The following is a 23698-nucleotide window of genomic DNA, read 5'->3' on the forward strand; positions in this document are numbered from 1 at the left end:
CCGACCGTGCTGATCGGTGACGTGGCCCGGCGCTCCGGGGTCAGCGCCCGCATGCTCAGGCACTACGACTCGCTCGGCCTGGTGCGGCCGACGGGCCGTACCGAGGCCGGCTACCGCGAGTACTCCGACGAGGACATCCGGCGGATCTTCCACATCGAGAGCCTGCGGTCGCTGGGGCTGTCGCTGCGTGACGTCGGGCGCGCGCTGGACGACCCCGGCTTCGCGCCCTCGGAGCTCGTCGACGACCTCGTCCGCCGGACGCGGGAACGCATCGCGGCGGAGACGGAGCTGCTCACGCGACTGCGCCGGATCGGCGCCGCGGAACCCGCCGGCTGGGAGGACGTCCTGCGGACCGTCGCCCTCCTCAAGGCGCTGGGGTCGAAGAGCCCCGGGAAGCGCCAGCGCGCGGCCCTGTCCTCGGCCGAGGGGGCCCCGGTGCCGGTGGAAGCGCTGGTCGAGGCCGTGTTGGGCGAGAAGGACCCGAACGTCGCCGGGGCCCTGCGATGGGCCCTGGCGCGGTCGGGCGGGGGCGTGTCGGCGCTGCTGGCGGAGGGCCTCGACTCACCCGTGGCCGAGGTCCGGGAACGCGCCGTCCAGTGCCTCGCCGAGATGCCGGACGACGAGGCGGCCGCGCTGCTGCGGGACGCCCTCGCGCACCCCGACGCCGTGGTGCGCGGGCACGCCGCCTTGGCGCTCGGGGCACGCGGGGTGGCCGACGCGGTCCCGACGCTCGTCGACATGGTCGTAGAGGAGGTGAACGACGTCGACGCGGCCGACGCCCTGAGCGCGCTGGCGGGCGACCCCGCGTCGGCGGACCGGATCGCCGCCCTGCTCGTCGACCGCCTCGCCCGCGGCGCCGCCGGCCCGTCCGTGCGGCGGCGGCTGACCCAGGCGCTCGCGGACATCCCGGGGGCCACGGCGTCACGTGCCCTCGCGGACCTGTCGCACGACGAAGACCGTGGTGTCGCGCTCACCGCGACGTACGTCCTGCGGATGCGCGACGCGCGGTGACGGGCCCTTCGGGGTGTTGCGCGCGCCACCGGCCACCCGCTTCGTCTCGGCGGCCCGGCGGCGATGCCGGCTCCCGGGCCACGCGCGGGAGGACGGCCCGGACGCGCCGCCGGCCGGGGGCGGGCGGCGCCTCGGGTGTCGCCGGCCAGTCCGCAAGTCCGTCCTCGAAGTCCTCGATGGTGGCGTTGCCCGACGGGCACATCGACATCAGGTACAGCGGCTTGGTCAGGTCGGCCAGGGCCTGTTGCGAGAGTGGATCTTGTTCGTTGATCATCACGTCTGCGGGGCGTGGGGACCTGACGAACGGCCAGTGGGCCCGGCTGGAGCCTTTGCTACCGAGGGGCATCAAGCCGGGTCGGCCGCAGGTGTGGACGCGGCGGCAGCTGATAGACGGCATACGGCTGCGGACCCGGACCCGGTGCCCCCTGGCAGGACGTACCCGAGCGTTATGGGCCATGGGACCGCGTCTACGACCTGTTCCGGCGCTGGCAGCGGGACGGCACCTGGGCAAGGATCCTCACCCGGCTCCAAGCCGAGGCGGACGCCAAGGGCCTGATCACCTGGGACGTGAACGTCGACTCCACCGTCTGCCGGGCCCACCAGCACGCCGCCGGAGCGGCGAAAAGGGGGACCTGCAGAAGGAACCGCCCGGCGGGACCTTCGTCGAGCCGGCCGGCCACGGCCTTGGACGCTCCCGCGGCGGGCTGACCAGCAAGATCCACCTCGCGGTCGAGCAAGGGCAAAAGCCCTTGTCGGTGGTGATCACGGCCGGGCAGCGGGGCGACTGCCCGCGGTTCGAAGCGGTCCTGGAAGCCATCCGGGTGCCGAGGCTGGGGCTGGGCAGGCCGCGCAAGCGCCCGGAGCGGGTCCGGGCCGACAAGGCGTACGACTCGCGCGGCAATCGCTCCTACCTGCGCAGAAGCGGTATCAAGGCCACCATCCCGGTCCCGGCGGACTGGGTCCGCAACCGCCTCAAGCGCGGATCGCGCGGCGAGCGACCGCCGAAGTTCGACAAGGGACGACTACAAGCAGCGGCACGCGGTCGAGTGCGGGATCAACCGGCTCAAGCACCACCGGGCCGTCGCCACCCGGTACGACAAACTCGCCGTCCGCTACGAAGCGACGGTACTGGTCGCAGCCATCAACGAGTGGCTGCGACCAGCACTTTCACAACAGGCCCTATGGTCCCGACGCCGCCCAGCCGTCTTTCTTGGAGGCACTGCCTGGGGCGTGTGCGACAGGGGAGGTGGCAGCGGTGCGTCCTAACGAGTTGGGGCGTGATAGCGGGTCACCGACGGCTGCCGCCAACCCCGACCATGAACCCGGCCATGGCTGGTCAGTGGAGCCTGGCCGGCCGCCCCCGGCGCCACGAGCGTGGCGCAAGTCCAGGAAGCAGCGCGGCCGTACACCGGGCTCGCCGGGCTCCAGGCTCGTACGGTCCGCCGGTGCGATCGCACGGAGCGGCGGGCAACTCCTGGACCGCGGGCGCGGTTTCGTCATCGGCTTCTCGCGATCTCCACTATCGCCGGAGATCGCGAGAAGCCGGGCGAGCCGGGCGCCGCGTGGACGACAGCGGCTGGGTGAAGGTGCCCGCGGGGGCGCCCACTTGGGGTGTCGCGGGCCGAGTGCGGCTGTCCGTCCTTCAGGTGCGCAGGAAGTCGGCATGACGGGCGTGGGGTCCGGCCGTCTTCCGGCCGACGGCGGTGGAGAGCACGCTGCGGTGGAGCCGGGCTCCCTGCCGGTCGCACCGGAGCCGGTACGGCACTCGGTTCGACGGTTCGGTCGGCGTCCAGCCGTGCGTGGACGTCGAGCCGTACGTCTTCACGGAGTCCGTCGAGAAGGTGGCTTTCCCGGCACCGCACCCGGCTGCACGTGCGACTCCGTGTTTCAATTCCGACCCCCGAGTATCTGGTTGGTATTAATCATTTGTAGATCGAATGTAAATCGGGGCCCATGAGGATGCCTGTGCCGTCTGATCACAGACTGCTACGCCAAGAGGAAAGGCATACTCATGAGATACGGCAGAACCAGCCTGTGGGCTGCGGGTTCGGCCCTGGCCGCGGCGATGGCGCTCGTCGGCACCCTCGCTCCGGGCGCCAGCGCCGAGCAGCAGCGCGACGGTAACAGCGAGAAGAGCGTCCCGATCTCACAGGTTGTCGGCGCCGACAACCTGCGGAAGATGAACGAGCAGCGACCCCTCGTCGCCGCTGCGAGCATCCTGGCCAAGGCCCAGGAGCGGGGCCACTACGAGGGCTACACGGGCATCGGCCTTCAGGAAGACCACGTCACCCTGTGGTGGAAGGGCGACCTGCCCGAGCCCGTACAGCGGGCCGCGGAGCGGGCCCGCAGAACCGCCCCCGTGCACATCGTCGCCGCGGACCACTCGCTGGCCGAGCTCAAGGACGCCTCCGAGCTGTTACAAGCCCGGCTGGAGAAGGACCCCTCGCTCGGCCACAGTGTCAAGATCCCCACTGACGGCAGCGGACTGGTCCTGGCACAGGACACCACCCGCGCAGCACGCACCGCCTCCGTCGCGCAGGACCACAGCACGGTCGACCGGATCGCCGGCGTGTCCGTGAAGACGATCAGCGAGGAGCCTCTCCAGGAACGCTCGCGTGTGAACGACGGTGCGCCGTGGTCGGGCGGAGCACAGATAAACTTCAATGGCGGGGCGTGCACGGCCGGATTCGGTGTGCGTGACGCAAGCGCGACCTACCTGCTCACCGCTGAGCACTGCGGTCGGAGCGGCAATCGGTTCACCAACCCGCAGGGCACCTACATCGGCACCTCCACCAAGTCCAGTGACGCCCACGACGTGATGCTCATCCCCACGAACTCCGACAACTTCATGTACACCGGGGGACCCGACAGCGACGCGGGCGTGCGGGTCGACGGCTGGGACCACGTCTTCCCGGGTGAGTACCTGTGCCAGTCCGGAATCACCAGCGCACGAGTCACGGGCGGCCCGGTCTGCAACATGAAGGTCCTCTTCTTCTACAACGACTCCGAAGACCTGGTGGAGGCGGAGCAGATGGACGGCCGGGAGGCGGCCCGCAGCGGTGACAGCGGCGGCCCGATCTACACCGCCTCGGCCACCGGCGGCGCGATCGCCAAGGGCACGGTGACCCGTAGTGCGGGGGCGCGCCTGGGCTTCCAGGACTTCTACACGGCCACGCGGGACTTCGGCATCTGGATCAACAGGTAGATCCGTCCTCGCGGCCCGTGCCAGGGCCCGCCCGGCGTCCTCGGCGGCCGTGAAGGCCGGGAGGACGCCGGCTTCCGTCGCGGCGGCCTCGGCGAGCCGCAGCGCCTGGCGGCGGGAGCCGAGGCGGGACGGCTGTCAGTGCGGCAGTTCCTGTCCCCGCACCAGCGGCAGGGTGTCGGCGAGCCGGACCGCTGGTGGGCCAGGCGCCGCCGGACGGGGCCGGGGACGCCCGGCAGCCGCAGCAGCCGCTCGCCGGCGGCGCGCAGGATGCGATTCTCGGCGGTGTCAGCGGTGTACGCGTCGTAGCCGTACACCAACGCGGCGGCGGCCGAGGAGGAGTTGCACTCGATGTCCCGGGCCGCCACCCAGCGCGCCCCGGGGCCGGCCGGGGCGTCCACGAGCGCGCCGCTCGCCCGCAGTTCCGCCCGGAACCGGCGTGCTACGACAACGGCTTCTGAGACAGCCTGCTCCTTGCCTGACCGACCCGCCCAGCCAGGGCTGGCCGCTCGCCACACCGGGCTCCACGCGGCCGTGGATCCCGCTCCCGCACGGTCGCTGTCGAATGCGGCCGGTACTTCCGCGCGGTCCGCGTGCGCGCCGACATCGCCGCGCCAGCCCTCCAGCGCCTTGGAAGCGGCAGTCGAACACACAGGCCAGTAATTCACTCAGGAGTTCGAACTCCTCGTCGGGCAGAGCGACGCGGTTGGCCCACGTCCGCAGTGTCCGCACCGCCTGCGCGGAGTGGTCGGTCATGTCGTGCGCGGCCTTCGTCCCGCTCGACCGGGCGTCGCCGATCGTGCTCTCCCGGTTCCGCCAGAACTCCGCGAGGATCTGGTGGGGAACCCACACGCGGTCTTCCAGTGCGGCGAGCGCTTCGAGGAGGTCGGTTCGCGCCTGCTCCGTGTAGCGATAGAGATTCAGCAGGACATTGGCGTCCGGGACGACCAGGCCACCTCTCAGTACGACCGTGAAGTCCTCGGTCGTCGGGCTCCGAAAGGCCCCGAAGTCGTCGAAGAGCCCCCGACCCTCCGCGTCCGCTGTCCCCGGCTCCATGACCACGCCCCCATGCGCCCCCGCACCGGCCCCCGCCGGTGTGTCAGGGGGTTGACCATAACGCCTGGTGCGCTGTCCATGACGGTGAACGGCAAGGCTCTAGGGACTATCTTCAGCTGTGATCAAAACCGGGTTCTGGCCCCGCCCGGGTGCGAGGCGTGCCGGGGGGAGGCCGGCTGCGCTGTCGGCACGTGGCAGCGAATGTCCCTTGGCGGGCTGCCCGGCAGCGCGGGTTGTCCTGTGCCATCGAACTTTGAGCATGTGCCATCGAAGATTGGGCGGCGTGGGCCACTACAGGCGGTTGGTGGGATGCGAGCCGCAAGTCCTCTTCCCCGCCTTCGGGGCTTCGTCGGGGCTTCAGTCCGCGGGTGCCCCGACGGTGCCCGACGTTTGTCGCGGGTCAGGCCGTGTTGGAGCGGGTCGAGGTGATCACGACGGATGTGTAGGGCACGGTGGCGTGGCCGCCGAGGATGTCGATCGCGTTCCCGGCGCGGTCCAGGACCTCGGCCATTTTGTCTGCGGGGAGTTGGGTGAGGCCGCCGAAGGTGGGGAGTTGGTCGAGCCACTCCTCTCGGGAGTAGGTGCGCTCCCAGGTGAAGTGCCACTGTTCCGGCTCGCTGAAGCTGCCGGTCTGCCGGATCCCGTCGACGATCTTCGCGAACAGCGGCTGGTACGCGTCCACGGCCGATCCCCTCAGTAGACCGGGGTTGAACGGGGAGTCGGGAGCGACCCGTTGAAGTGCTTCGGCGAGGGCGTCGATCACCTCGGCCGGAAGCTGGGGGACGTGGTGGAAGGGGGCGAGTCGGCCGCCGGGCCGGAGCACTTGGGCTGCCTTGGCCGCGCCGGCGACGGGGTCGACCCAGTGCCAGGCGGTGCCTGCGATGACCGCGTCGAACTGCCGCCCGGCCGGTTGCCAGTCCTCGAACCTGGCGACCTCGACCTCGATACGGCTGCGTCGCGCGAAGGCGGCCATCCGCTCGTCGGGCTCGACACCGAGCACCGTGCAACCGGCCGCCTGGAACTGCCGGGCCTCGATGCCGGTCCCGGCGCCGATGTCGAGGACGTGCCGACCGGGGCTTGCCGCGACGATCCTGTCCACCAGGGGCTGGGGATACGGCGGTCGGGCGCGGTCGTAGCGTTCGGCGTCCACGCCGAACGACTCGGCCGTCTGCCGGTGGCGGTGGGGCTCGGGTCCGGACTCGTCCGGCTGTCCCTGCGATAAAGTGGGCATGCGCCCACACTAATGGGCGGTTGCCCACTTGTTAAGGCGAGGGTGGCGCGGAAAGGGAGACGATGCCGACAGGGGTGCACATCCACAACGTGCGCGGCCAGCTGTTCGAAGCCGCCGAGCGCGTCCTGCTCCGGGACGGGCCCGACGCGTTGACCAGCCGGGCCGTCACGGAGGAGGCGAACTGCGCCAAGGGTGTGCTGCACCGGCACTTCACCGACTTCGACGCTTTCCTGGCGGAACTGGTCCTCGACCGCGTCCGCGGCATCGAGGACCAGACCACGACTCTGCGCGCGGCCGCCGGCACCGGCAGCGTGGTGGACAACATCGCCGACGCGCTGCAGGACCTGTTCGGACCGGTCACGGTGGCGATCGTCGCGCTCATCACCTTCCGCGACGGCCTCCGCGCCCGGCTGCGCGAGGCCGGTCTGACCGGCCTCCCACTGGCCATGCAGGGCACGGCCATGATCGCCGCATACCTCACCGCCGAGCGGGAGTCGGGGCGCCTGGCCGGCGACGCCGACATCGACACACTCGCCCCCACCCTCGTCGGGGCCGGGCACCTACTGTTCGCCGACCGGACAAGCGCCCCACCGCAGACCGCCGCCGTCCGCAAAATGGTGACCACCGTCATCGCCGGCGCCTTGCGACCGCCTCAGCCGTGACCAAAACCCCCAGGTCGCACATCGCGCCACTCCCGCCCCCTCGGGTCTGAGCTGCCCCGTGCCACCGAGCCTGAGTGACCTGGGTCACTCGAAGCGCGGGTCGACGCCCGCCGGTGCACCGACCGGGGCAGCCTTCCGCGCAGCCGGGCGGCGCGACGGCGACGTGCTCCTGGTGGCACGCGCCGGACCCGACGCGATCACCGGAGCAGCAGGGGTGGGGCAGCGTGTTCACTGGCGCGGCCTCGGCCGCGGCCTCGGGCCCCTGCCCCGGGGACGGGACCCGCGCTTTTGCCACCGGGGCGGGAGGCGCGCCGGTGAACGCGGCCGGCACCTCGGCGGCGACTTTCCGGGACGGTGCGGCCACGGGGCCGGGGAGCGACGTGGCCGCCGCAGGGGCGGGGCCGGCCGCGTCAGTCGGGGCGGGGTGGAGCTCGGCGAGCTTGTCCAGCAGCCGCGCGTACGCGTCGCGCTCCGGCGGCCGCGGCTCGGTCTTGCCCGACTCCCACTCGCTGACCGTGGCCCGACGCACTCGCAGCGCGGTCGCCACCTCGTCGATCTTCGGCCCGCCCTGGTGCCTCCGGCGGCCTGGAGACGCCGGCCGACGTGCTCGTCGAACTCTGGCCGCGCCCGCCCGCCGCCAGCAGGAACACCGCTCCGTCACCGCCTCCTGCCTCGCCGCCGTCGTCGTCGTAACGGACGCAACTGCTGCCCGCCGAGCTGCACGAGATGGCCGTGTACCACCTCGCCAAAGCCCACCGCGACCTCGGCGACACCACCGCCTCCCGCCACGGAATGCAAACCGTCACCGACGGCGACGGCCGCCTCACCCCCGCCGCCCGCCGCGGACTTGCCCACCTCGCCCGCCTCGCCGGCGACTCCCCCACCGCGTACACCACCGCCCGCACCCTCGGCTGGGCTGGCCGCCGGCACCGCGTCGAAGGCGACATCCACTGGCCCCACGGCGACATGACCCGCGCCGCCGCATACGCCGCCGCCCGCTACCAGGCCGAGCGCACGGCGTCGCCGGCGAACGCGCCACCAGCCAGGCCCACCGCGCCCTCGTCCCGGCCTTCGCCGACCCCGACACCGCCGACGACGAAACCCACCTCGCCCAGCAACTCCTCACCGGCCTCGACCTGCGCCCCACCGGCTTCACCGTGAGGATCACCGCCCTCGTCCGCGACGCCGGCACCCCACACTGCCTCGAAGCCGCCCGCGCGCTGCGCGCCGAGATCCGCGACGCCGGCATCACCGCAATCGAAGCCGTCCTCGAACTCGCCTTCCACACGCCGTGTGGGGCGAGCATGACAAGGTCCGCGCCGTCATCGACCGGCGCGAGCACTCCGAGAGACGGTCACACGAGCCCTTTGAGCTGCGACTTCAAGGGGGCGGAAGCTCCGTGTGAGGCATCGCGGTCTCCCCGCCCTCAAGGTGATCGCGCTCAACCGAACAGCCCGGAACCGAGCGGGCGTCGCCGGTCGAAGCCGGGGAGGACCAGGAAGGTCGCGCTCGCGGTTGTGGTGGTGAAGGGCAGCAGCGCGTCGGAGGTCTCCATGTGGGTGAGGGTGGCGGTGAAGGTCCGCAGGTCGTTCTGGAAGCTGATGAAGAACAGGCCGGGGGCGGGCTCGTCGGTGCTGTAGGAGCGGCGGAGCATGAGGCCGACCCCGACCACGGTGGCGTGCGCCCTGCGCACATGGGCGTCCGCGGGGACGAGATAGCGCCCGTCCGGTGTCTTGGCTCCGAGTTCCGGGCCCGAGGCGGCGGTACCGCCGGAGAGGGGGACGCCGCCGGCCCGGCGCCGCCCGATGACCGCTTCCTGTTCGGCTACGGACAGGGCGGCGAACCGCGGCAGGTCGAGTTCCATACGTCGCAGTACGGCAAGGGTGCCGCCGGCGACCGCAGGGGGCCCCGCCAGCCACAGGTCGCGTCGTTGTTCGGCGGTCGTGTGGGGGCCCACGATGCCGTCGATGAAACCGAGCGGGTTGCGCGGCGCGGCAAGGCCGTCGCCGACGGATACGTTCGTACCGCGGCGTGCGGACTGGCGCCAGCGTTCGCGGATGCGGTCACCGGCCTGGTCCACAAGCGCGGCGGCGACGACCGGTGGGAGCAACGCGTCGCTGGCGCAGATCTGGATCAGCAGGTCACCGCCGCGTGCTTGCGGGGCGATCCGCTCGCGGGAGAACCGCGGGAGGTCGGCCGCGCCGGGCAGCGAGGCACCGGCCGCGCGCACCAGCCGGGGGCCTACGCCGACGGTCACGGTGAGGTCGCCCGGCGGCAGGCCCAGGAGCCGCGCGTCCGTCCCCGATGTGAGGGTGCGGATGGCCTCGCCGAGTTCGGCCAGCAACGGACCGGGAGCCACGGTGGCACCGAGATCCGCCACCACGGCGAGCAGGTGGGGCTGGACCGGCTGGGGAAGCGTGATGCCCGCCTGATGGCGGCCCGTCGCCGACACCTGCGGGGGCGTGGCCCCTGGGGCAGGGGCGTGCCGGCCCGGCCGGGTGGAGTCCGATGTGCACCCGGCGGTCAGACCGGCAACCATCATGGCGCCGGTGACTTCGAGGAACGTGCGGCGTGTCGGGTGGTGATCGGCTCGGCGCATGGGGGCAGGGTGCCACACCCGCATCGCGCGTGCTGCTCAACATGGCAATTCTGGCGTGGAATTGGGTGGCATGTCAGACTGGGATCATGCCTCGATTAGCTCTTCGCGTGCTGGCGGCGGTAGTGGGCGCGCTGACCCTGGTGGCCGGCTGCGGTGGCGATGGCGGATCGGGCAAGGGATCGGGAAAAGGCCGGCGTCCGGCCGGTGCGCACGTGACGATCCGGGTACCTGCCGACGCCCCGACGATCTCGGATGCGGTGTCCTTGGCCCGGCCCGGTGACCTGGTCCTGGTCGCGCCGGGCGTGTACCACGAGTCGGTGAGGATCGACACGGCGCGCATCACTCTTCGCGGTCTGTCCCGGGACCAGGTCGTCATCGACGGGCGGTTGCAGCAGCCCAGCGGCGTCGTCGTCTCGGCGCCTGGGGTGGCCGTGGAGAACCTGACCGTGAAGAACAACACGCAGAACGGGGTCCTGGTCACCGGTTCGGCGAAGGCGGCCGCCGGTCTGCCCGGGGGAAGCGGCGGCTACGACACCGGCGACGAGCCCGTCACCTTCCTGAAGTCGTTCCTGGTCTCCCACGTGACCGCGACCCGCAACGGCCTGTACGGCATCTACGCGTTCTCCGCCCAGAACGGTGTCATCGAGCACTCGTACGCCTCGGGCGGCGCCGACTCGGGGATCTACGTCGGCCAGTGCAAGCCCTGCAACATCGTGGTGCGGGACAACGTCGCCGAGCTCAACGCGGTCGGCTACGAGGGCACCAACGCCAGCGAGAACATGTACGTGGTCGGCAACCGCCTGGTGGGCAACCGGGTCGGACTCACCACCAACTCCAACCACCAGGAGAAACTGCTCCCGCAGAAGGGTTCCGTCATCGCGGGCAATCTGATCGCCGCCAACCAGCAGACGGCCACCCCGGAGCAGGCCGACGGCGGGTGGGGCATCGGCGCCGGCGTCGACGGCGGCAGCGACAACCGATTCGTCCGCAACCGCATCACCGGCAACCGCAACGCCGGGCTGGTGATCACCGCGACCGCCGACATACCTCCGACCGGCAACCAGATCGTGGACAACGCGTTCACCGGCAACGGCGTCGACGTCGGCTGGACGTTCCCCACCGCCACGCGGGGACGGGGCAACTGCCTGCGGGGCAACGACCTGCGCACCACCGTGCCCGCCCGGCTCGCGACGACCGCGGTCTGTCCGCTGCCGGCCGGGTCGTCCTCGCCGGCCGGCACCTGGGCGGCGCCGACGGCCCCCGGTGGCATCCCGTTCACCGAGGTCGCGGCGCCTGCTCCGCAGCCGCAGTTCCCCGACGCCGCCACCGCCGGCGCGACCGTCGTCCCGCCCGTCCCGGACCTGCCGAAGACGGAGGACATCCGGCTGCCGCCGGCGTCCCTGCTCGCCGCGCACGCGCGGGTGCGGACGTCCTGAACGGCGGCTACCGGGCCGGGGTGGTTCCGGGTACCGGCTCGACCGGAACGTAGGTGTGGGTGTCGAAATCGATGACCACCGGCTCCGGCTGCGAACCCACGCTGACGCGGACCCGGTACATGGTGCCGTCGGAGCCGATCCAGTAGCGCACATTGCCCGCCGTACCGGAGCGGTCAGGGGAGGACGGCCCGGCCATGACATCCACCCATCGCCCGTCCACCCGCTCCCGTCCCCACCAGGCGGCGCCGTTCTGCGGTAGCAGTTCGGCGTTGTCCGGCCGGTCGCCGCCAAGGCCGAGCGCGATGGACAGGGAGGTGTCCAGCGCGCTGCCGGATGACAGCAGCGGACGGTCGTACCAGCCCGAACGGGGCGGCGACGCGGGCGCGTGCGCCGGAGCGTCCGTCATCGGGCGGACGCGCACCGAGGTGGGCGTCCATTGGATCAGCCCGTCGCTGGACTCGCTGCGCCCGCTCCCGTGCACCACGCCGTAACCGACCTTGCGCCGATAGTCGACGGACCCGGTGACGGTCACCCCGCCGGCAGTGCCCGGTACGGTGATCGTCACCGCGCGGCCCTGTGCCTGGTAGTTACGGAATCGCGTGATGGCCAGTCGGTTCGCCTCGTCCGTCGTCAGCGAGCGCGGGCCGTCACCGCCGGATTCGCCGTCGGCGATCAGGAAGGCGGTCACCGCGGCCAGTGTGGCCACCGCGATGCCGATGGCGGCTGCAGCCCGGCCGTACCGGTGTTCGCCAGCGAACCCCCGCCTCCACCGGCCGGGGCCGGGTGGTTGGCGGGAGGTGCGGGCGACGGCGGCGTGGAGGCCGCCGGCGGCGTCGGAGCCGGTGTCGGGGTCGGTGTGGGAGACGGGGTTGGTGTGGGAGTCGGGGTCGGTGTTTCCTTCGGGATGTACACCCCGGCGTCGATCGTGTGATCGACCCCGCCCGGCTTGTCCGGGGCGGTGACAGGCGCGTAGCCGTTGCACAACCGCCCGGTGGTGGGCGGGGTCACGTTGGAGTCGTGCGCACGGTCGGCACCGGCCCGCGGCAGCGTGAACCTCAGCTCACTCGCCGGGGGCTGCTCGGGCACCTTGCTGGTGTCCGCGGTGCACACGTCGAACTGCACCGTGTACTTCGCGCCCGGCGTGAGCTCGTACGCGGCGCCGACACCACCGAAGTAGTACTCGCCGGCGGCATTGGTCCTGGTCGTGGCGACCTGTTTGCCGTCCGCGTCCAGCAGGTTGACCGTCGCCCCCGGCAGCAGCACGTGCCCCGGGTCCTGGATCCCGTTGCGGTCGCCGTCGAACCACACGACGTTGCCGATCTGGATCGGCGCGTTCGCCGCCGCGTACGCGATGTCACCGAGCCCGCCGGCCTTGCCGAACCCGCCCTGTTCCGCGCTGACGAACTGGAACCCGTTGGCGGTCGGGTCATTGCCCGGGCCCTGACCGGTCGTGATGTGGTGGTACCCGGTCCCCGAGGTCGCGACCTCGACGACCGGGTCGAACTCCGTGCTGACGACCCACTGCTGCTGCGGAATATAGGCAACCGACCCCAGCGCGGTCTCCTGGTGCGCGCCGCGCCCGTAGAAGTCGCCCGGGAAGTACTCGACGACATCGGCGTCCTGGGTGCCGCTGTTGGCCGGGGTGGCGCGGTTGGGGCAGCTCCCGGTGCCTTCCCACTCGTACCCACCGGTGGGAGTTGCGCAGACCATGGTGATGTCACCACCGGACATGCCGTTTTGCGGCGTGTCGTTCCCCGGGCGCGGGTCCAGCCCTCCCCAACTGAGCACGTCCATGAACCGGTCACGGAAACCCAGGATCATCGAACCGTCGCGGGTGAAGGCGAGTGAGGCCAGCTCCGGCTGCGGACTGATGAAGGTGTTGCGCACCTTCCGGTCGTCCCATGTGTCCAGGCTGGTGTTCCACGGGTTCCAGTGGGTGGCATGGTCGGCGTCGGAACGGTGGACGCTGCCACGTTTGGCTGTGAGCGGATGGCTCAGCAGTGTGGTGAACCGCTTGCCGTCGAAGGTGTGGACGACGGCTTTCAGGTCCGTGCGCTGCTGCGTGCTCTCCGCGCTGCACACGCCACCGACGTACAGCCTGTTGTCGTGGACCTCGAGACCGAAGGGCCGCCAGTCCTCGGGGCTCGCGCACCCCGGGTCCGGGATCGGGACCGTGGACCTGGGCGCCGCGGCGGTGGCCCCGGTCGCGTCGAAGCTCACCAGGCTGCGGGTCCGCAGGTTCACCGCGTACAGCGTGGAGCCGTCCTCCGACAGGGCCAGGCCACCGATGCTCTCCTTGCCCGGCGCGTCGGTGAACCCGGCGTCCTTGATCATGTTGGTGGTGTCGTGCGGCGTCACCGCGGCGTCCGGCACCCGCGCGAACAGCTTCGGCGCGCCCGAGCCGTTGACCGGCACCGTGTAGATCGCGCCCCCGCCCTGGGGCCCGTACGGGGCGTACCGGCGGGCGAACGCGCTCTGGAACAGCCGGGTCCGGTACTTGTCGTACGCCAGCCCGAACGTCGTGCCCACCTGGTCCTGTGTGGCCAGCGTGGTCGGGCACGCCGCATCGGTGGGACACGTGCCCCGGGCCTTCGTACCGAACGCCACCAAGGCCCGGTTGTCGGTCGCGTTGGGGCCGTTGTGGACCGGCACGAAGTACCGGGAGTCCGGCAGCGTGTAGTCGGCCGGATTCCACACCGCCGTCACCACCGAGGCGTTCTTTCCGTCCGACACGTCCACGAACGACGTGAAGCTGTCGAAGTGGTTCTCCGCCGTGGATGCGGGCGCCGCCCGCAGATGGTCGCTGTACGGCGCCGGGATGCTGACGTCGACGCGGTACCGGCCGCCGCTCAGCGCGGCCGACGGCGACACCACGACCTTTCCGGTGGCATCCGTGACGCCGGTGACCACGTGCCCGGCGGGGTCGGTGACCGCCACCTTCATGCCCCGCTGCGGCACGTCCATCGTCGCGTTGATCACGCCGGTGCCGAAGAAGTCACGCAGCACCTCGACCGTCAGCGTGCCGTCGGCGGTCGAAGCGGCGGCCGGTCCAGCCGTCGCCCCCACGGCGCCGCCTGCCAGGAGGAGAACGGATAACGCGATGCGCGCCGGCGGCTCCGCGAGCCTCCGGGGTAACCGGCGCGCGGTCCTGCCTGATCGGTTCATGGCATCACACTCCAGATTTCTCTCGTCGTGAAAACGAAGCACCCGCTTCTCGCTGCGCGTCCGCTTCCTGACCCCGGGCGCGGACACCGGCCGCGAACGTCACGGAAGGAAAAAGGGTCCACTCCTGTTGCGTGGACCGCTTCGTGGTGATCGCAGGAAGATTGTGGGTGAGTGGTAAGCGCCGCAGGCAAGGAAAAGCAAACATACGTTCACGACTTCGGGCGGGACCGCTGCGGGTTACGTGTTTTTGCAGCTCAACCATGGTGCCCTCTCCCCCAGCCCCCGACCTCACCGACTGCCGACGCAAGCAGCGCGCGATATCCTATCCCTGGCATCTCGCCGTCACCGGCAGGATCCCTCACATCCATCGGCATCCGCGATCGTTTCCGAGCGCTCGGAGAATGGCAACCGGAAAGAATGTGCGACAGTGAAAGTGATGGCCGAATCCGGTCCCTTCAGGACTAGTACCGTCCGGATGACGCGAGTACTCCGAACAGGTGGGCTCCTCCAGGACGCCCAGGACGGCTGCACCCCCCGATTCTGCCGATGTGAGACGCCGCGTCCCCGGCCCCTGGCGGGCCCGGCTCTCGCTGGGTCTGGGCCGGCAGGACGGCGTGATCGTGCTCCTCGACTCCCCGGCCGGGGAGGATGACCGGGCCGGCACGGTGCGCGGGGCCGGGCTGGTGCGGGCCGTGGCCGACGCCTGCGGCGCCGCGAGGCCGGACCGCGGCGGCGCGCTGTGGCTGGTGACCGGGAAGACCGGTCGTTCCCGGAGCCGACCGGGCCCGGACATCCCGCCGACGCCGCAGTGTGGGGGACGGACGCGTGCTGGCCAACGAGCGACCGGGGCCGGCGGTCCGCCGGCTGTCGGTGGAGCACCGCGCCGACCCGTCCACGGCTGCCGGGCGGATCACGCGGGAACTGCTCGACCCCACCGGTGACGACGAGGTGGTCCTCACCCGGCGGGGCAGATTCGTGCCCAGGCCCTTCGACTGCGCTCCCACCGCGTGGGAGGAGGACGGCGCCGGCCGCCCCCACGCCCTCCGGCTGCGCGAACCAGGGCTCGCACACCGGCCGGCGTGGGTGCCCGGCGGGCCGGCGCTCGGTCTCGAACGCACCGGGGACGTCGTCACCGTCGGACCAGGGGGGACGGAACCCGCGCCCAGGGACCGGGTGTTCGCGTTCGGTCACGGCCCGCTCGCCTCCCACGTACGGGTGCGAACCGAGCAGACCGGACGCATCCCCGACGGCATGGGTCACGGCGAGGCCGCGACCCTGCCCGCGGTCTACCTCCCCGTGCAGCACAGCCTGGAAGAGCTGGCCCGGCTGGCGCCCGGGGAGAGGCTGCTGGTGCACGGCGGGGCCGACGGGCCGGTCTCACAGCACTGCGGTACGCCCGCGACCTGGGCGTCGCACGGCCCTTGGGCACCGTCCTGGCAGACGACCTTCACGGTCGTCGTCACGGGGCAGTCGTTCCCGGGCTGCGTGTACCGCCGGCTTCCATGCAGGACGGCGCAGGAAGGTGCCCGCTCCGTGGCGGAGGCCGCGCCGCTCCAGGGCCGTGGCGACCTGAGGGCGTCAGTGCCGACGTCCCCGGGCGGACCAGCCGCTGCCGACGCCCGCGACGTGCAGGGCCAACAGGGCGAGCCCGACGAGCATGAAGTTGGTCGAGGCGAAGACGTCGTTGGTGGCGATGTCCGCCGCGTTGATCAGGAAGGCGATGAGGAACAGGACGGCGGCGACGATGGCGAGCACGGGACCTCCTGGGGGTGAACGGCGCCGCCCGGCGCCGTGACACCCGTATGCCCTCGACCGGGACCGAAACACGGGGCCGGGCGGACCGGTGCGGCCCCGTACGGTGGAAGGATCGTCGAACCGTTCGCCCGTCGGCAGGATGACGCGTACATCCTCGGCCGCACGCAGTTCCGCCTGCGGTGGCTGCCAGAGAGGATCGGTGATCCTCCTCCACCACAGGGCCCGGGTCTCGGTCTGCGCGGGCTTCGGCAGTCCCGGCCGGCTCTCCACGGTCCGGTCGAGTCGGCCGGATCCGACGAGCGCAGCGAGCTGCTGCTGCGTCTGGAGACGCTGCTGCTCGGCTTCCGCAGCTCGCTGGTCGGCTTTCTGGACGACGGCGTCGGTCTCCGGAGCGTAGCCGCCGATGGTGGTGGTGGTGAACAGCCGCACGGTGCACCCCCACTCGGCGACTTCGGCCAGGCCGCGTTCGTCATCGACCAGGTCCTGGCGGTCGTGGTCGAGATGCTGCCGCGGCCGGGTTTCCTCGAGCACGGCCGCGGCCTCGGTCGCGGTCATTCCGGCGGCTCGTCGGCGGACCGCACGGCGGCCGGCCTTCGCTGGTCCCGCTCCACCGGCGTCCTCGAAGGCTGGATCGCCGCCGACGTGTGCGCGGCACCGGGGCGCCGGCGAAGCAGCCGACGCGTCCGTCGGTCCGGAGCGATCGATCGCGCCGAGCCGGCCGGGAGACACCGAGCCCGCCCCGGCGCACGTCCATCAGGATGCCGGGCAGAGTGCGCGGGGGCGGGGCCCGGCGGCACGTTGTCACGCCATCGGTCGGCGGTGAAGGCGCCCTTGGCCCATCTGCACAGTGACCGCACCGGATCCACAGTCGCCTCGATGTTCCACACCCGTGCCGTGCCGTCCCTGCCCCAGCTGACCATCGTGCTACCGCCGGGGTCGAAGGCCACACCGGTGACGTCAGCGCTGTGTCCGTCGAGCGGATCGCCGATCTCGCGCCCGGTGGCGACGTCCCAGAGCCTGACCGTGCGGTCCATGCCGCCAGTGACCAGGATCGTCCCGTTGGGGCTGAACTCCACGGACGTGACGCCGCTGCGGTGGCCGGTCAGTGCATCCCCGATCTGCTCGCGTGTGGCCGCGTGGCCCCGGCCGGCTCCTGGACGCCGCGCGCGGGCACCTCCCCGGCGCCGACCGGCACCTCGCGCGTGCCCTGCTCACCGACATCGACGTCCTGGGCGATCCGGTGGCCGCCTGGACGGAGTTGTCCGCCGGCCCCGACGGCGCGGCTGCGGCATTCCGGCTCCTGGCGGCGCTCGCCGCGTTCACCCCGCGCCGGCCGGGCCCCCGGCGACGCCCCGCTGGAGCTGGCCGCCCGCACCGGGGTGGCAGCGGCAGCACGGTGGTGGACCGCGGCGCTGGACGCCGACCTGTCGCCCGGCGCCGCCCTTGACGACGAGGCGTGGCTGCCGCTGGCCCGGCACAACGCCGCTCACCTCCCGGCCCAGACCCGCGCTGGCGACATCGCCGCACGCGCCACCGCCCACCCGCACAGCCCCGATGCCCTGCTCCTGCTCACCCGCCTCGCCCCGCCCCGCCCCGTGGCACGACGGTGATGTCCGCCGCCACGCCCGCACCCTGCTCCTGGCCGCCGAGGCCTTGCTCGCTCCCGACTGCCCTGCCGCCACGGAGCGGCTGCACCGAGTACTGGTGGAGGCCGGGGAGGTGGACCTCACCCGGACGCCGTCGACGGCCGACTGATCGGCGACCTGCTCGTCGGCCGACGCGGTCTGGGGCCGACGCGGCTCGCCGCTCCGGGCGCCGGAGGAGGCGTGCTGCCGGCCGAAGCCGAGGTGCTGCTCGCTTCGCCGGCCCGCCGCAGGCTCACCTAGGTCTGCGTTGTGCCGCTCGTCCCGCCGGTCCTGCCGGACTTGCTCTGCGGCACCGGGAAGTTGCTGCCCGCCGCTGTCCGCACGACCTCATTCCTGCCGCGCCAGCCCCGCCCACCCCTGCTTCAGGCCCGCGCCCGTCGGCCGGGTGCCGCCGCTGTTCCGGCGTACGGCGCCGGGGTGCTGTTCGCCCCCGCCGGGGCCTCGTCCCGGCTCGCGTGGCGCCGCCGCCGTCGACGCTGCCGGCAAGCCCTCCCGCCACCCTCGCCGACGCCGCGTCGCCCTCCCCCTCCCCAATCGGCTCCGTGTCGCGCGGCAGGTAGGGCGTGGGCCCAGGCGGGGCGCGGGGACGCCGAGCGCCGGGTACGGGGTGGGTAGGCGCGCTGGGGCGCGGCACGGAGACCGGAGCGCGGTGGGACAACGCGCAGGCGCGGGGCGAGCGAGACGTGCAGCGAACCGAGCGGCGGCGTGGGACGGGGCGGGGCGAAACGACGGTCCTCAGCGAGCCGCATCGGGCAGGCCGGGCGGCGAAGCGGGCGGGATCGCGCGAACAGGGGACGGCAGGCGGACATGGCGCGGCCGGTACGGCGCGCGGCCAGGCGGACCGGCGGGTGGGTGAGCAATACCTCGGCGTCGGATACCGGAACCACGGTGCCGAGCGGGAGGAGCAACACGGATACGCAACCGACGGGTCGAGACCGCGCGGGTGGCGGGGGCACGGTCCGAAGCGCCGAGGCGGGGAGAGATCACGGATCATCGAGCAGCGCGGTCGAGACCGACGGTCAGTCGTGGTCGGTGCACGACGATGGCACGGCGACGAGCGCAAGGCCAGCAACAGCTCCCCCGGTGCCCGGAGCGCTGCAACGATGGGTTACGGCGGTCGGCGGGACGGCGCGCGGGCAAAGGCCAGTCGGCCTCCGATCAGGGCAGGAGCAGCGCGACGCCCGTGGTGTTCCCGAGCGGTGGAACGCTCGATACGTCCGTCCAACTCGCTGACGTGCGACGGTTTCAGGTATCGGAACTCATCCGAGGTATCTCAACTCGGCATGGGGCCCGGTACGAAGGCGAGGTAGGTGGCGGTGGTCAGCCCGCTGAAGGTGACGAGCTGGCGGGGCTTGAGGAGTGTGAAGGCGGCGTGCATGGCGATTCCGGCGGTGACGGCGTACGGCATCGTCTGCTCGATCAGCAGCATCGGGGTGAGGGCGATCTCCAGCGTGATGACGGTGGCCGCGGCCAGGCGCCACAGGAGGATGTCGCGGTCGGTGAGGTTGCCCACGTGGCGGTGGACGGCGGCGGGGACGGCGAACTGCCGGGGGCAGGGCAGTTGGTCGCGGACCTGGTGGAGGGTGTGCACCCACTGGACGAGGTAGAGCCCGGAGCGGAACTGCGGTGAGTGGATCTTCTGCCAGGCGGAGTTCCAGTAGATGTCGGTGGTTATCAGGACGATCAGGCACTGGGCCCAGGTGTTCGCGGTGCTGGCGCCGTGCTGGGCGTGCAGGCCGGTGCCGAGGTCGCCGACGAGGAGCAGACAGGCGCCGGTGAGCAGGGTGTGGCGGATCGCGTTGGGGCTGCGCAGGTAGAGCAGTTCCATGGCGGCGCCGGCCAGGACGAGGACGAGGGCCGGGCGCGGGAGGACGCCGAGGGTCAGGGCGAGGGCGGCGGCCGTGCGGGCCAGGAGTACGGGCCGGTAGACGGCTGTCAGCAGGCGGGCCCGGCCGGGCCCGAAGCGCTCGATCGCGAGGCGGGTGCTCAGCGAGTTGGGGGTGAAGCGGTCTCAGCCGCCTTGGCCGAGGGCCAGGGCGAAGCGCGCGGTGAGGACCGCGCCGAAGACGATCCGCAGCCAGTGCGGGCGGGCGGGGTCGGTCGGGGTCTGGAAGCCGGAGGCGAGGGCGTCAAAGAACCACACGGCTGCCCACCACCTTCACGGGCTGCTCGCCGCGGGCGGACAGGACGCGGCCGTAGCCGTCGATGCGGGTGTAGCGGCCGGTGGCGGTGAGGTGGTCGAGCACGGTCTGGAGCTGGGGCGGGCCGAGGACGAAGGAGCCGGGGGAGAGATAGGCGTAGACGTTGACCGGCTCGGTGCGGCCGTCGGGGGTGGTGCCGGTGAGGCTGGTGATGGTGAAGGTGGCCCGGCAGAACATCTTCCAGCGCAGCCAGCGGCCGGGCAGCGGGGTGAAGCCGGTGATCATCCAGATGACCAGGGCGGCGGTGACCGCGTACTGGACGGCGACAGCACGGATACGTACATGACGAGAACCTCCGTGGCGGGAGGGCGAAGGACGGGGGCGGGCCCGCCCCGGGGCGGGCCCGGGGCCCGGGGGGTCAGCGCTCGGGCTTGGGGGGCCGCTGCATCAGCGCGGCCGCGGCCTGGTCGAGGGTGACCTGCTCGTGCAGCAGGGCGGAGATGACGTCCGTGATCGGCATCTCGACACCGTGGGCGCGGGCCAGCTCCAGGACGGCGGCCGCGGACTTGACGCCCTCGGTGGTCTGCCGGGTGGCGGCCGTCGCCTCCTTCACGCTCATCCCCTTGCCGAGGTGGGTGCCGAAGGTGCGGTTGCGGGAGAGCGGCGAGGAGCAGGTGGCCACCAGGTCGCCCACCCCGGCCAGGCCGGCGAGGGTGGCGGGGTCGGCGCCCATCGCGGCGGCCAGGCGGGTGGCCTCCGCCAGCCCGCGGGTGATGAGCATCGCGGTCGCGTTGTCGCCCAGACCCATACCGGTGGCGATGCCGACCGCCAGGGCGATGACGTTCTTCACCGCGCCGCCCAGCTCGCAGCCGATCACGTCGGCGGACGTGTAGGGGCGGAAGTACGGGGTGTGGCACGCCTGCTGGAAGCGGCGGGCGGCGTCTTCGTCGGGGCAGGCGACGGTGGCGGCCGCGGGCTGCCCGGCCATGATCTCCCGGGCCAGGTTCGGGCCGGACAGCACCGCGACCCGGTGCTCGGGCAGCCCGGTCACCTCGGTGATGACCTGACTCGCCCGCAGCCCGGAGTGCTGCTCGATGCCCTTCATCAGCGACACGACCACCGTGCCGGGTCCGATGTGCGGGGCCCAGGCGGCGAGGCTGGTGCGCAGGGACTGCGCGGGGATCGACAGGACGAGGAAGTCCGCGCCCGCGAGCGCGGCGGCCGGGTCGGTCGTCGCGGTCAGGTTGGAGGGCAGTTCGACGTCCGGGAAGTAGCCGGGGTTGCGCCGGGTGGTGTTGATGCCGTCGGCGATCTCGGGTCGGCGGGCGTGCACGACGACGCTGCTGCCGGCATCCGCGAGGACCTTGGCCATCGCGGTGCCCCAGGACCCGGCCGAGAACACCGCCGCGCGGACGGAAGCGTGGGTCACGGGAGGATCCTCTCGGGGGCGGCGGGCCGGGCGTCGGGCTCTTTCGGCGCGGCCATCGTAACGGCCCGGCCCGGCCCGGCCGGTCCGGTCGGCGGGCGCCGCAGGGTGAGCAAGACCGCGCGCCGGCCGCGCAGGGTGGGCAGGACCTGGTGCGCCTCGTGCAGCATCCGCTCGGCCGGGCCTGGGCCGAGTTCGGTGCGGAGCTGGTCGGCGTGGTCGATCCACAGCCCGTAGAGCCGTTCCCACATCGCGGGCTCGCCGGGCCGCTCATCCACGTGCTCCTCGTGCAGCCCGGCGGCGTCGACCTGCTCGTGCCACCCCGGTTGTGCGCCGCGCCGCAGCGCCCGGGTGACGACCAGTCGCCCGCCCGGGGCCAGGAGGCGGGCGAGTTCGCGCAGCGCGGCCCCGCGGTCGCCGGCGTGTCCGAGGGCGTCCACGCAGACGACGCCGTGGGCGCAGCCGGTCGGCAGGCCGGTGTCCTCCAGCTCGGCGACACGGAAGACGGCGCGTTCGGGGCCGGCGGGGAGGAAGTGCGGGCAGCGGGCCGCGGCCTGGGCCACGGCGATCGGGGAGAGGTCGAAGCCTTGCAGGCGGGCGCCGGTGGCGCGGGCCAGCCACAGGCCGACGCCGCCGGTGCCGCACCCGGCGTCGACCAGGAGCTGGCCGGGAGCCAGGCGCAGGCGTGCGGTCGCCAGCCCGAGCAGGGGCCAGTCGCAGGAGCTGGAGGCGGCGATCTCGGCCGGGTGGTCCTCTCCCATCGCCTCGGCGTACAGGCGGGCGACCAGGTCGGTGCGGGCCCGGGCGGCGTAGAGCTTGTCGTACTGGACGGCCCGGCCGGCCCGGACGTCCCCGTCGTGGTCGGGGGCGGTGGGGTTCGTGGTGGGCTTCATCATCGCGGCATCGACCTTCGGATGCGGGAGCGGGCGCCGGGACAGATCACCTGCACAGCGTGGACGGGTAAGGCCGGGTCGGCGGTCAACTCCAGGGCGATGGGCTGGTGCCCGGTGACCTGCTGGACGCGCCCGGCCACGGCGCGCACGCGGTCGGCGAAGTCGCCGCCGGGCGGCGGGGGCAGGTAGGCGGTGGCCTGCGGCCACGGGGCCAGCCCGGTGGTCTCGGCCGGGCGGAAACAGGAGGGGTCGACGGGGGCGACTTCGACGGGCAGGTCGTCGCGGGTGCCGGCGATGACGGCCAGCCGGGACTGCGCCGCCTCGTTGACCGCCCGGGTCAGCGCGATGCCCGGGTGGGTGTGGCAGCCGCCCCCGGCGAAGATCGTCGGGTGGTCCTCGGACCACAGGTAGGCGAGGCACACCGGCAAGTCGTAGGGGCCGTCCACCAGGGCGATCTCCACTGCCATGCCCGCGGCCGCCAGGCGGTCGAGCAGGTCGCGGCCGTGCGGGTCCTCCACGGTGGCCGGGTCGATCAGGGTGCGCCGCCACCCGTCCACCGCGGCGTCCCGGTGCAGCACGTCGCGCTCCACCACCTCCAGCAGACCGTGCAGCACCGCTTCGGCGTAGGTGTTGCCGGCCGCCAGGCCGGTACTGGTGGCGCGCAGCAGGTCCGGGGCCCACTTGGGCCGCTGGGCCCGGCGGCACACCAGGTCCACCGGCAGCAGCTGCTCGGCGCCGTCGACCAGGCCGGTGCCCGACATCCACTCCCACGCCACCCGGGCGAGCTCCCGCTCAGGGTGGGAAGCGAGGAGCGGGAGCGCGGCCACCGGGCAGTCGGGGGCGACCTCGACGGCCGGACCGTAGGCGGTGATGGGCAGCGGCTGCTCGACGTGCCACAGCTCGATCGCCTCCATCACCGCCGAGACCTTCGCCAGCACAGGGGTGGCGCCCTTGCCCTGGGAGGTGCTCACCGACATCCTCGTTCAGCGACAGGCCGGCCAGCACATCCGCGCGCATCGCCTCCCACCGCGGCCCCTCCGGCAACCGCGCTCGCGGGTCGGCCCACCGGTTGGAGGGGGAAGCAAAGACATCCCGCCGATTCAGCGCCCGGTGCAGTTGCTCCAGCACGCACACCACGTACGCGTCGCGGTTGACGGCGCCCCGCGGCAACTTGGCGTTGGAGAACACCACCCGCCACCACACCGCCGGCACCAGTTCGGCGTCCACCTCGCGCAGCAGCAGCGGACGCTCCTTGGCCCGCCGCCTCGACAGCGCCAGCAGCCGCCGTACCGCCTTCAGGACGTGCTTGCCGCCCTGGGCCGCGCCCAGCGCCGCCTGCCGCTGCACCGCCTCCGCGATGGCCAAGTCCACCTGGTACAGCCGGACGACCTGGCGGTGCGCCTCGACCACGCGGCGATAGCTCTCCGGCGGTGTCCGGCGCTCCATCGGTGTGACGGGCACAGACATCTGCGGGC

23 protein-coding genes and 4 pseudogenes are annotated in these 23698 nt (G+C 72.6%); 6 read left to right on the forward strand and 21 right to left on the reverse strand.

Going from position 1 to position 23698, the window contains the following annotated elements; translation table 11 throughout:
- Positions 1-6 precede the first annotated feature (6 nt).
- Positions 7-1011 (forward strand): HEAT repeat domain-containing protein, encoded by a 1005-nt coding sequence (locus tag RND61_RS02625; protein ID WP_315875983.1) that lies wholly within the window; start codon positions 7-9, stop codon positions 1009-1011.
- Here RND61_RS02625 and RND61_RS02630 read toward each other — a convergent pair.
- Positions 971-1288 carry a hypothetical protein gene (locus RND61_RS02630; protein WP_315875984.1) on the reverse strand — a complete coding sequence of 106 codons (318 nt, stop codon included), beginning with the start codon at positions 1286-1288 and terminating at the stop codon, positions 971-973. The genes RND61_RS02625 and RND61_RS02630 overlap by 41 nt on opposite strands.
- Between RND61_RS02630 and RND61_RS02635 the strand changes: the two are divergent.
- Positions 1284-2169 (forward strand): annotated as a pseudogene (locus RND61_RS02635) (IS5 family transposase); the annotation flags it as partial. The gene RND61_RS02630 and the pseudogene RND61_RS02635 sit on opposite strands and share 5 nt — an antisense overlap.
- A gap of 21 nt (positions 2170-2190) precedes the next feature.
- Here the strand turns inward: RND61_RS02635 and RND61_RS02640 are convergent.
- Both RND61_RS02640 and RND61_RS02645 read right to left on the reverse strand, forming a co-directional pair.
- Positions 2191-2676 (reverse strand): DUF6207 family protein, encoded by a 486-nt coding sequence (locus tag RND61_RS02640; protein ID WP_315875985.1) that lies wholly within the window; start codon positions 2674-2676, stop codon positions 2191-2193.
- Positions 2654-2836, reverse strand: a complete 183-nt coding sequence (locus tag RND61_RS02645; RefSeq protein ID WP_315875986.1) for a hypothetical protein — start codon at positions 2834-2836, stop codon at positions 2654-2656. The genes RND61_RS02640 and RND61_RS02645 overlap by 23 nt, the downstream gene beginning before the upstream one ends.
- A gap of 186 nt (positions 2837-3022) precedes the next feature.
- Between RND61_RS02645 and RND61_RS02650 the strand changes: the two genes are divergently transcribed.
- Positions 3023-4216 carry a trypsin-like serine protease gene (locus RND61_RS02650; protein WP_315875987.1) on the forward strand — a complete coding sequence of 398 codons (1194 nt, stop codon included), beginning with the start codon at positions 3023-3025 and terminating at the stop codon, positions 4214-4216.
- 138 nt (positions 4217-4354) lie between these two features.
- On the opposite strand, the pseudogene RND61_RS02655 reads toward RND61_RS02650, so the two are convergent.
- The 3 genes and pseudogenes from RND61_RS02655 to RND61_RS02660 all read right to left on the reverse strand — a co-directional run.
- A pseudogene (locus tag RND61_RS02655) lies at positions 4355-4521 on the reverse strand (restriction endonuclease); the annotation flags it as partial.
- Positions 4502-5269, reverse strand: a complete 768-nt coding sequence (locus RND61_RS32595) for a PIN-like domain-containing protein (protein ID WP_391652764.1) — start codon at positions 5267-5269, stop codon at positions 4502-4504. The pseudogene RND61_RS02655 and the gene RND61_RS32595, both read right to left, overlap by 20 nt.
- Positions 5270-5669: 400 nt before the next feature.
- A complete protein-coding gene (locus RND61_RS02660; RefSeq protein WP_315875988.1) occupies positions 5670-6500 on the reverse strand; it encodes a class I SAM-dependent methyltransferase in 831 nt (276 codons plus the stop codon).
- A 62-nt stretch (positions 6501-6562) separates the two neighbouring features.
- Between RND61_RS02660 and RND61_RS02665 the strand changes: the two genes are divergently transcribed.
- Positions 6563-7162 (forward strand): TetR/AcrR family transcriptional regulator, encoded by a 600-nt coding sequence (locus RND61_RS02665; RefSeq protein ID WP_315875989.1) that lies wholly within the window; start codon positions 6563-6565, stop codon positions 7160-7162.
- On the opposite strand, the gene RND61_RS02670 is transcribed toward RND61_RS02665, so the two are convergent.
- From RND61_RS02670 to RND61_RS02680, 3 genes are all read right to left on the reverse strand, one after another.
- Positions 7128-7823 (reverse strand): helix-turn-helix domain-containing protein, encoded by a 696-nt coding sequence (locus RND61_RS02670; protein WP_391652721.1) that lies wholly within the window; start codon positions 7821-7823, stop codon positions 7128-7130. The two genes, RND61_RS02665 and RND61_RS02670, sit on opposite strands and share 35 nt — an antisense overlap.
- Positions 7824-8160: 337 nt before the next feature.
- Positions 8161-8448 (reverse strand): hypothetical protein, encoded by a 288-nt coding sequence (locus RND61_RS02675; protein ID WP_315875990.1) that lies wholly within the window; start codon positions 8446-8448, stop codon positions 8161-8163.
- 155 nt (positions 8449-8603) lie between these two features.
- Positions 8604-9761 (reverse strand): Dyp-type peroxidase, encoded by a 1158-nt coding sequence (locus tag RND61_RS02680; RefSeq protein ID WP_315875991.1) that lies wholly within the window; start codon positions 9759-9761, stop codon positions 8604-8606.
- Between the two features lie 86 nt (positions 9762-9847).
- Between RND61_RS02680 and RND61_RS02685 the strand changes: the two genes are divergently transcribed.
- The gene (locus RND61_RS02685) at positions 9848-11197 is read left to right on the forward strand and encodes a right-handed parallel beta-helix repeat-containing protein (protein ID WP_315875992.1); all 1350 of its coding nucleotides are present in this window, start codon (positions 9848-9850) and stop codon (positions 11195-11197) included.
- A gap of 7 nt (positions 11198-11204) precedes the next feature.
- Here RND61_RS02685 and RND61_RS02690 read toward each other — a convergent pair whose 3' ends face one another.
- The 5 genes and pseudogenes from RND61_RS02690 to RND61_RS32605 all read right to left on the reverse strand — a co-directional run bounded on the left by RND61_RS02690 (position 11205) and on the right by RND61_RS32605 (position 17235).
- On the reverse strand, positions 11205-11885 hold the full coding sequence (locus tag RND61_RS02690; RefSeq protein ID WP_315875993.1) for a hypothetical protein: 681 nt from the start codon (positions 11883-11885) through the stop codon (positions 11205-11207).
- Positions 11882-14263: an SdrD B-like domain-containing protein gene (locus tag RND61_RS02695; protein ID WP_391652725.1), complete on the reverse strand. Its 2382-nt coding sequence runs from the start codon at positions 14261-14263 to the stop codon at positions 11882-11884. Before RND61_RS02695 ends, RND61_RS02690 begins: the two co-directional genes overlap by 4 nt.
- A gap of 1385 nt (positions 14264-15648) precedes the next feature.
- A pseudogene (locus RND61_RS32600) lies at positions 15649-15882 on the reverse strand (hypothetical protein); the annotation flags it as partial.
- A gap of 58 nt (positions 15883-15940) precedes the next feature.
- Positions 15941-16672 carry a hypothetical protein gene (locus RND61_RS02700; protein ID WP_315876123.1) on the reverse strand — a complete coding sequence of 244 codons (732 nt, stop codon included), beginning with the start codon at positions 16670-16672 and terminating at the stop codon, positions 15941-15943.
- Positions 16669-17235: a WD40 repeat domain-containing protein gene (locus RND61_RS32605; RefSeq protein WP_391652765.1), complete on the reverse strand. Its 567-nt coding sequence runs from the start codon at positions 17233-17235 to the stop codon at positions 16669-16671. The genes RND61_RS02700 and RND61_RS32605 overlap by 4 nt, the downstream gene beginning before the upstream one ends.
- 261 nt (positions 17236-17496) lie before the next feature.
- Here RND61_RS32605 and RND61_RS02705 point away from each other — a divergent pair, with 261 nt between their 5' ends.
- Positions 17497-17727, forward strand: a complete 231-nt coding sequence (locus tag RND61_RS02705; RefSeq protein ID WP_315875995.1) for a hypothetical protein — start codon at positions 17497-17499, stop codon at positions 17725-17727.
- 1309 nt (positions 17728-19036) lie between these two features.
- On the opposite strand, the gene RND61_RS02710 is transcribed toward RND61_RS02705, so the two are convergent.
- The 7 genes and pseudogenes from RND61_RS02710 to RND61_RS32610 form a co-directional block, all read right to left on the reverse strand.
- Positions 19037-19591 (reverse strand): hypothetical protein, encoded by a 555-nt coding sequence (locus tag RND61_RS02710; protein ID WP_315875996.1) that lies wholly within the window; start codon positions 19589-19591, stop codon positions 19037-19039.
- Positions 19592-19774: 183 nt separating this feature from the next.
- Positions 19775-19906, reverse strand: a complete 132-nt coding sequence (locus RND61_RS02715) for a hypothetical protein (protein ID WP_315875997.1) — start codon at positions 19904-19906, stop codon at positions 19775-19777.
- On the reverse strand, positions 19893-20189 hold the full coding sequence (locus RND61_RS02720; RefSeq protein ID WP_315875998.1) for a hypothetical protein: 297 nt from the start codon (positions 20187-20189) through the stop codon (positions 19893-19895). Before RND61_RS02720 ends, RND61_RS02715 begins: the two co-directional genes overlap by 14 nt.
- Positions 20190-20322: 133 nt before the next feature.
- On the reverse strand, positions 20323-21333 hold the full coding sequence (locus tag RND61_RS02725) for an NAD(P)H-dependent glycerol-3-phosphate dehydrogenase (RefSeq protein ID WP_315875999.1): 1011 nt from the start codon (positions 21331-21333) through the stop codon (positions 20323-20325).
- The gene (locus RND61_RS02730) at positions 21330-22226 is read right to left on the reverse strand and encodes a class I SAM-dependent methyltransferase (protein WP_315876000.1); all 897 of its coding nucleotides are present in this window, start codon (positions 22224-22226) and stop codon (positions 21330-21332) included. The genes RND61_RS02725 and RND61_RS02730 overlap by 4 nt, the downstream gene beginning before the upstream one ends.
- A complete protein-coding gene (locus tag RND61_RS02735; protein ID WP_315876001.1) occupies positions 22223-23200 on the reverse strand; it encodes a YcaO-like family protein in 978 nt (325 codons plus the stop codon). The genes RND61_RS02730 and RND61_RS02735 overlap by 4 nt, the downstream gene beginning before the upstream one ends.
- Positions 23184-23555: pseudogene (locus RND61_RS32610) on the reverse strand (Tn3 family transposase); the annotation flags it as partial. The gene RND61_RS02735 and the pseudogene RND61_RS32610, both read right to left, overlap by 17 nt.
- Between the last annotated feature and the right edge of the window lie 143 nt (positions 23556-23698).

The organism is Streptomyces tamarix, assembly GCF_032423885.1.
Classification (GTDB): Bacteria; Actinomycetota; Actinomycetes; order Streptomycetales; family Streptomycetaceae; genus Streptomyces; species Streptomyces tamarix.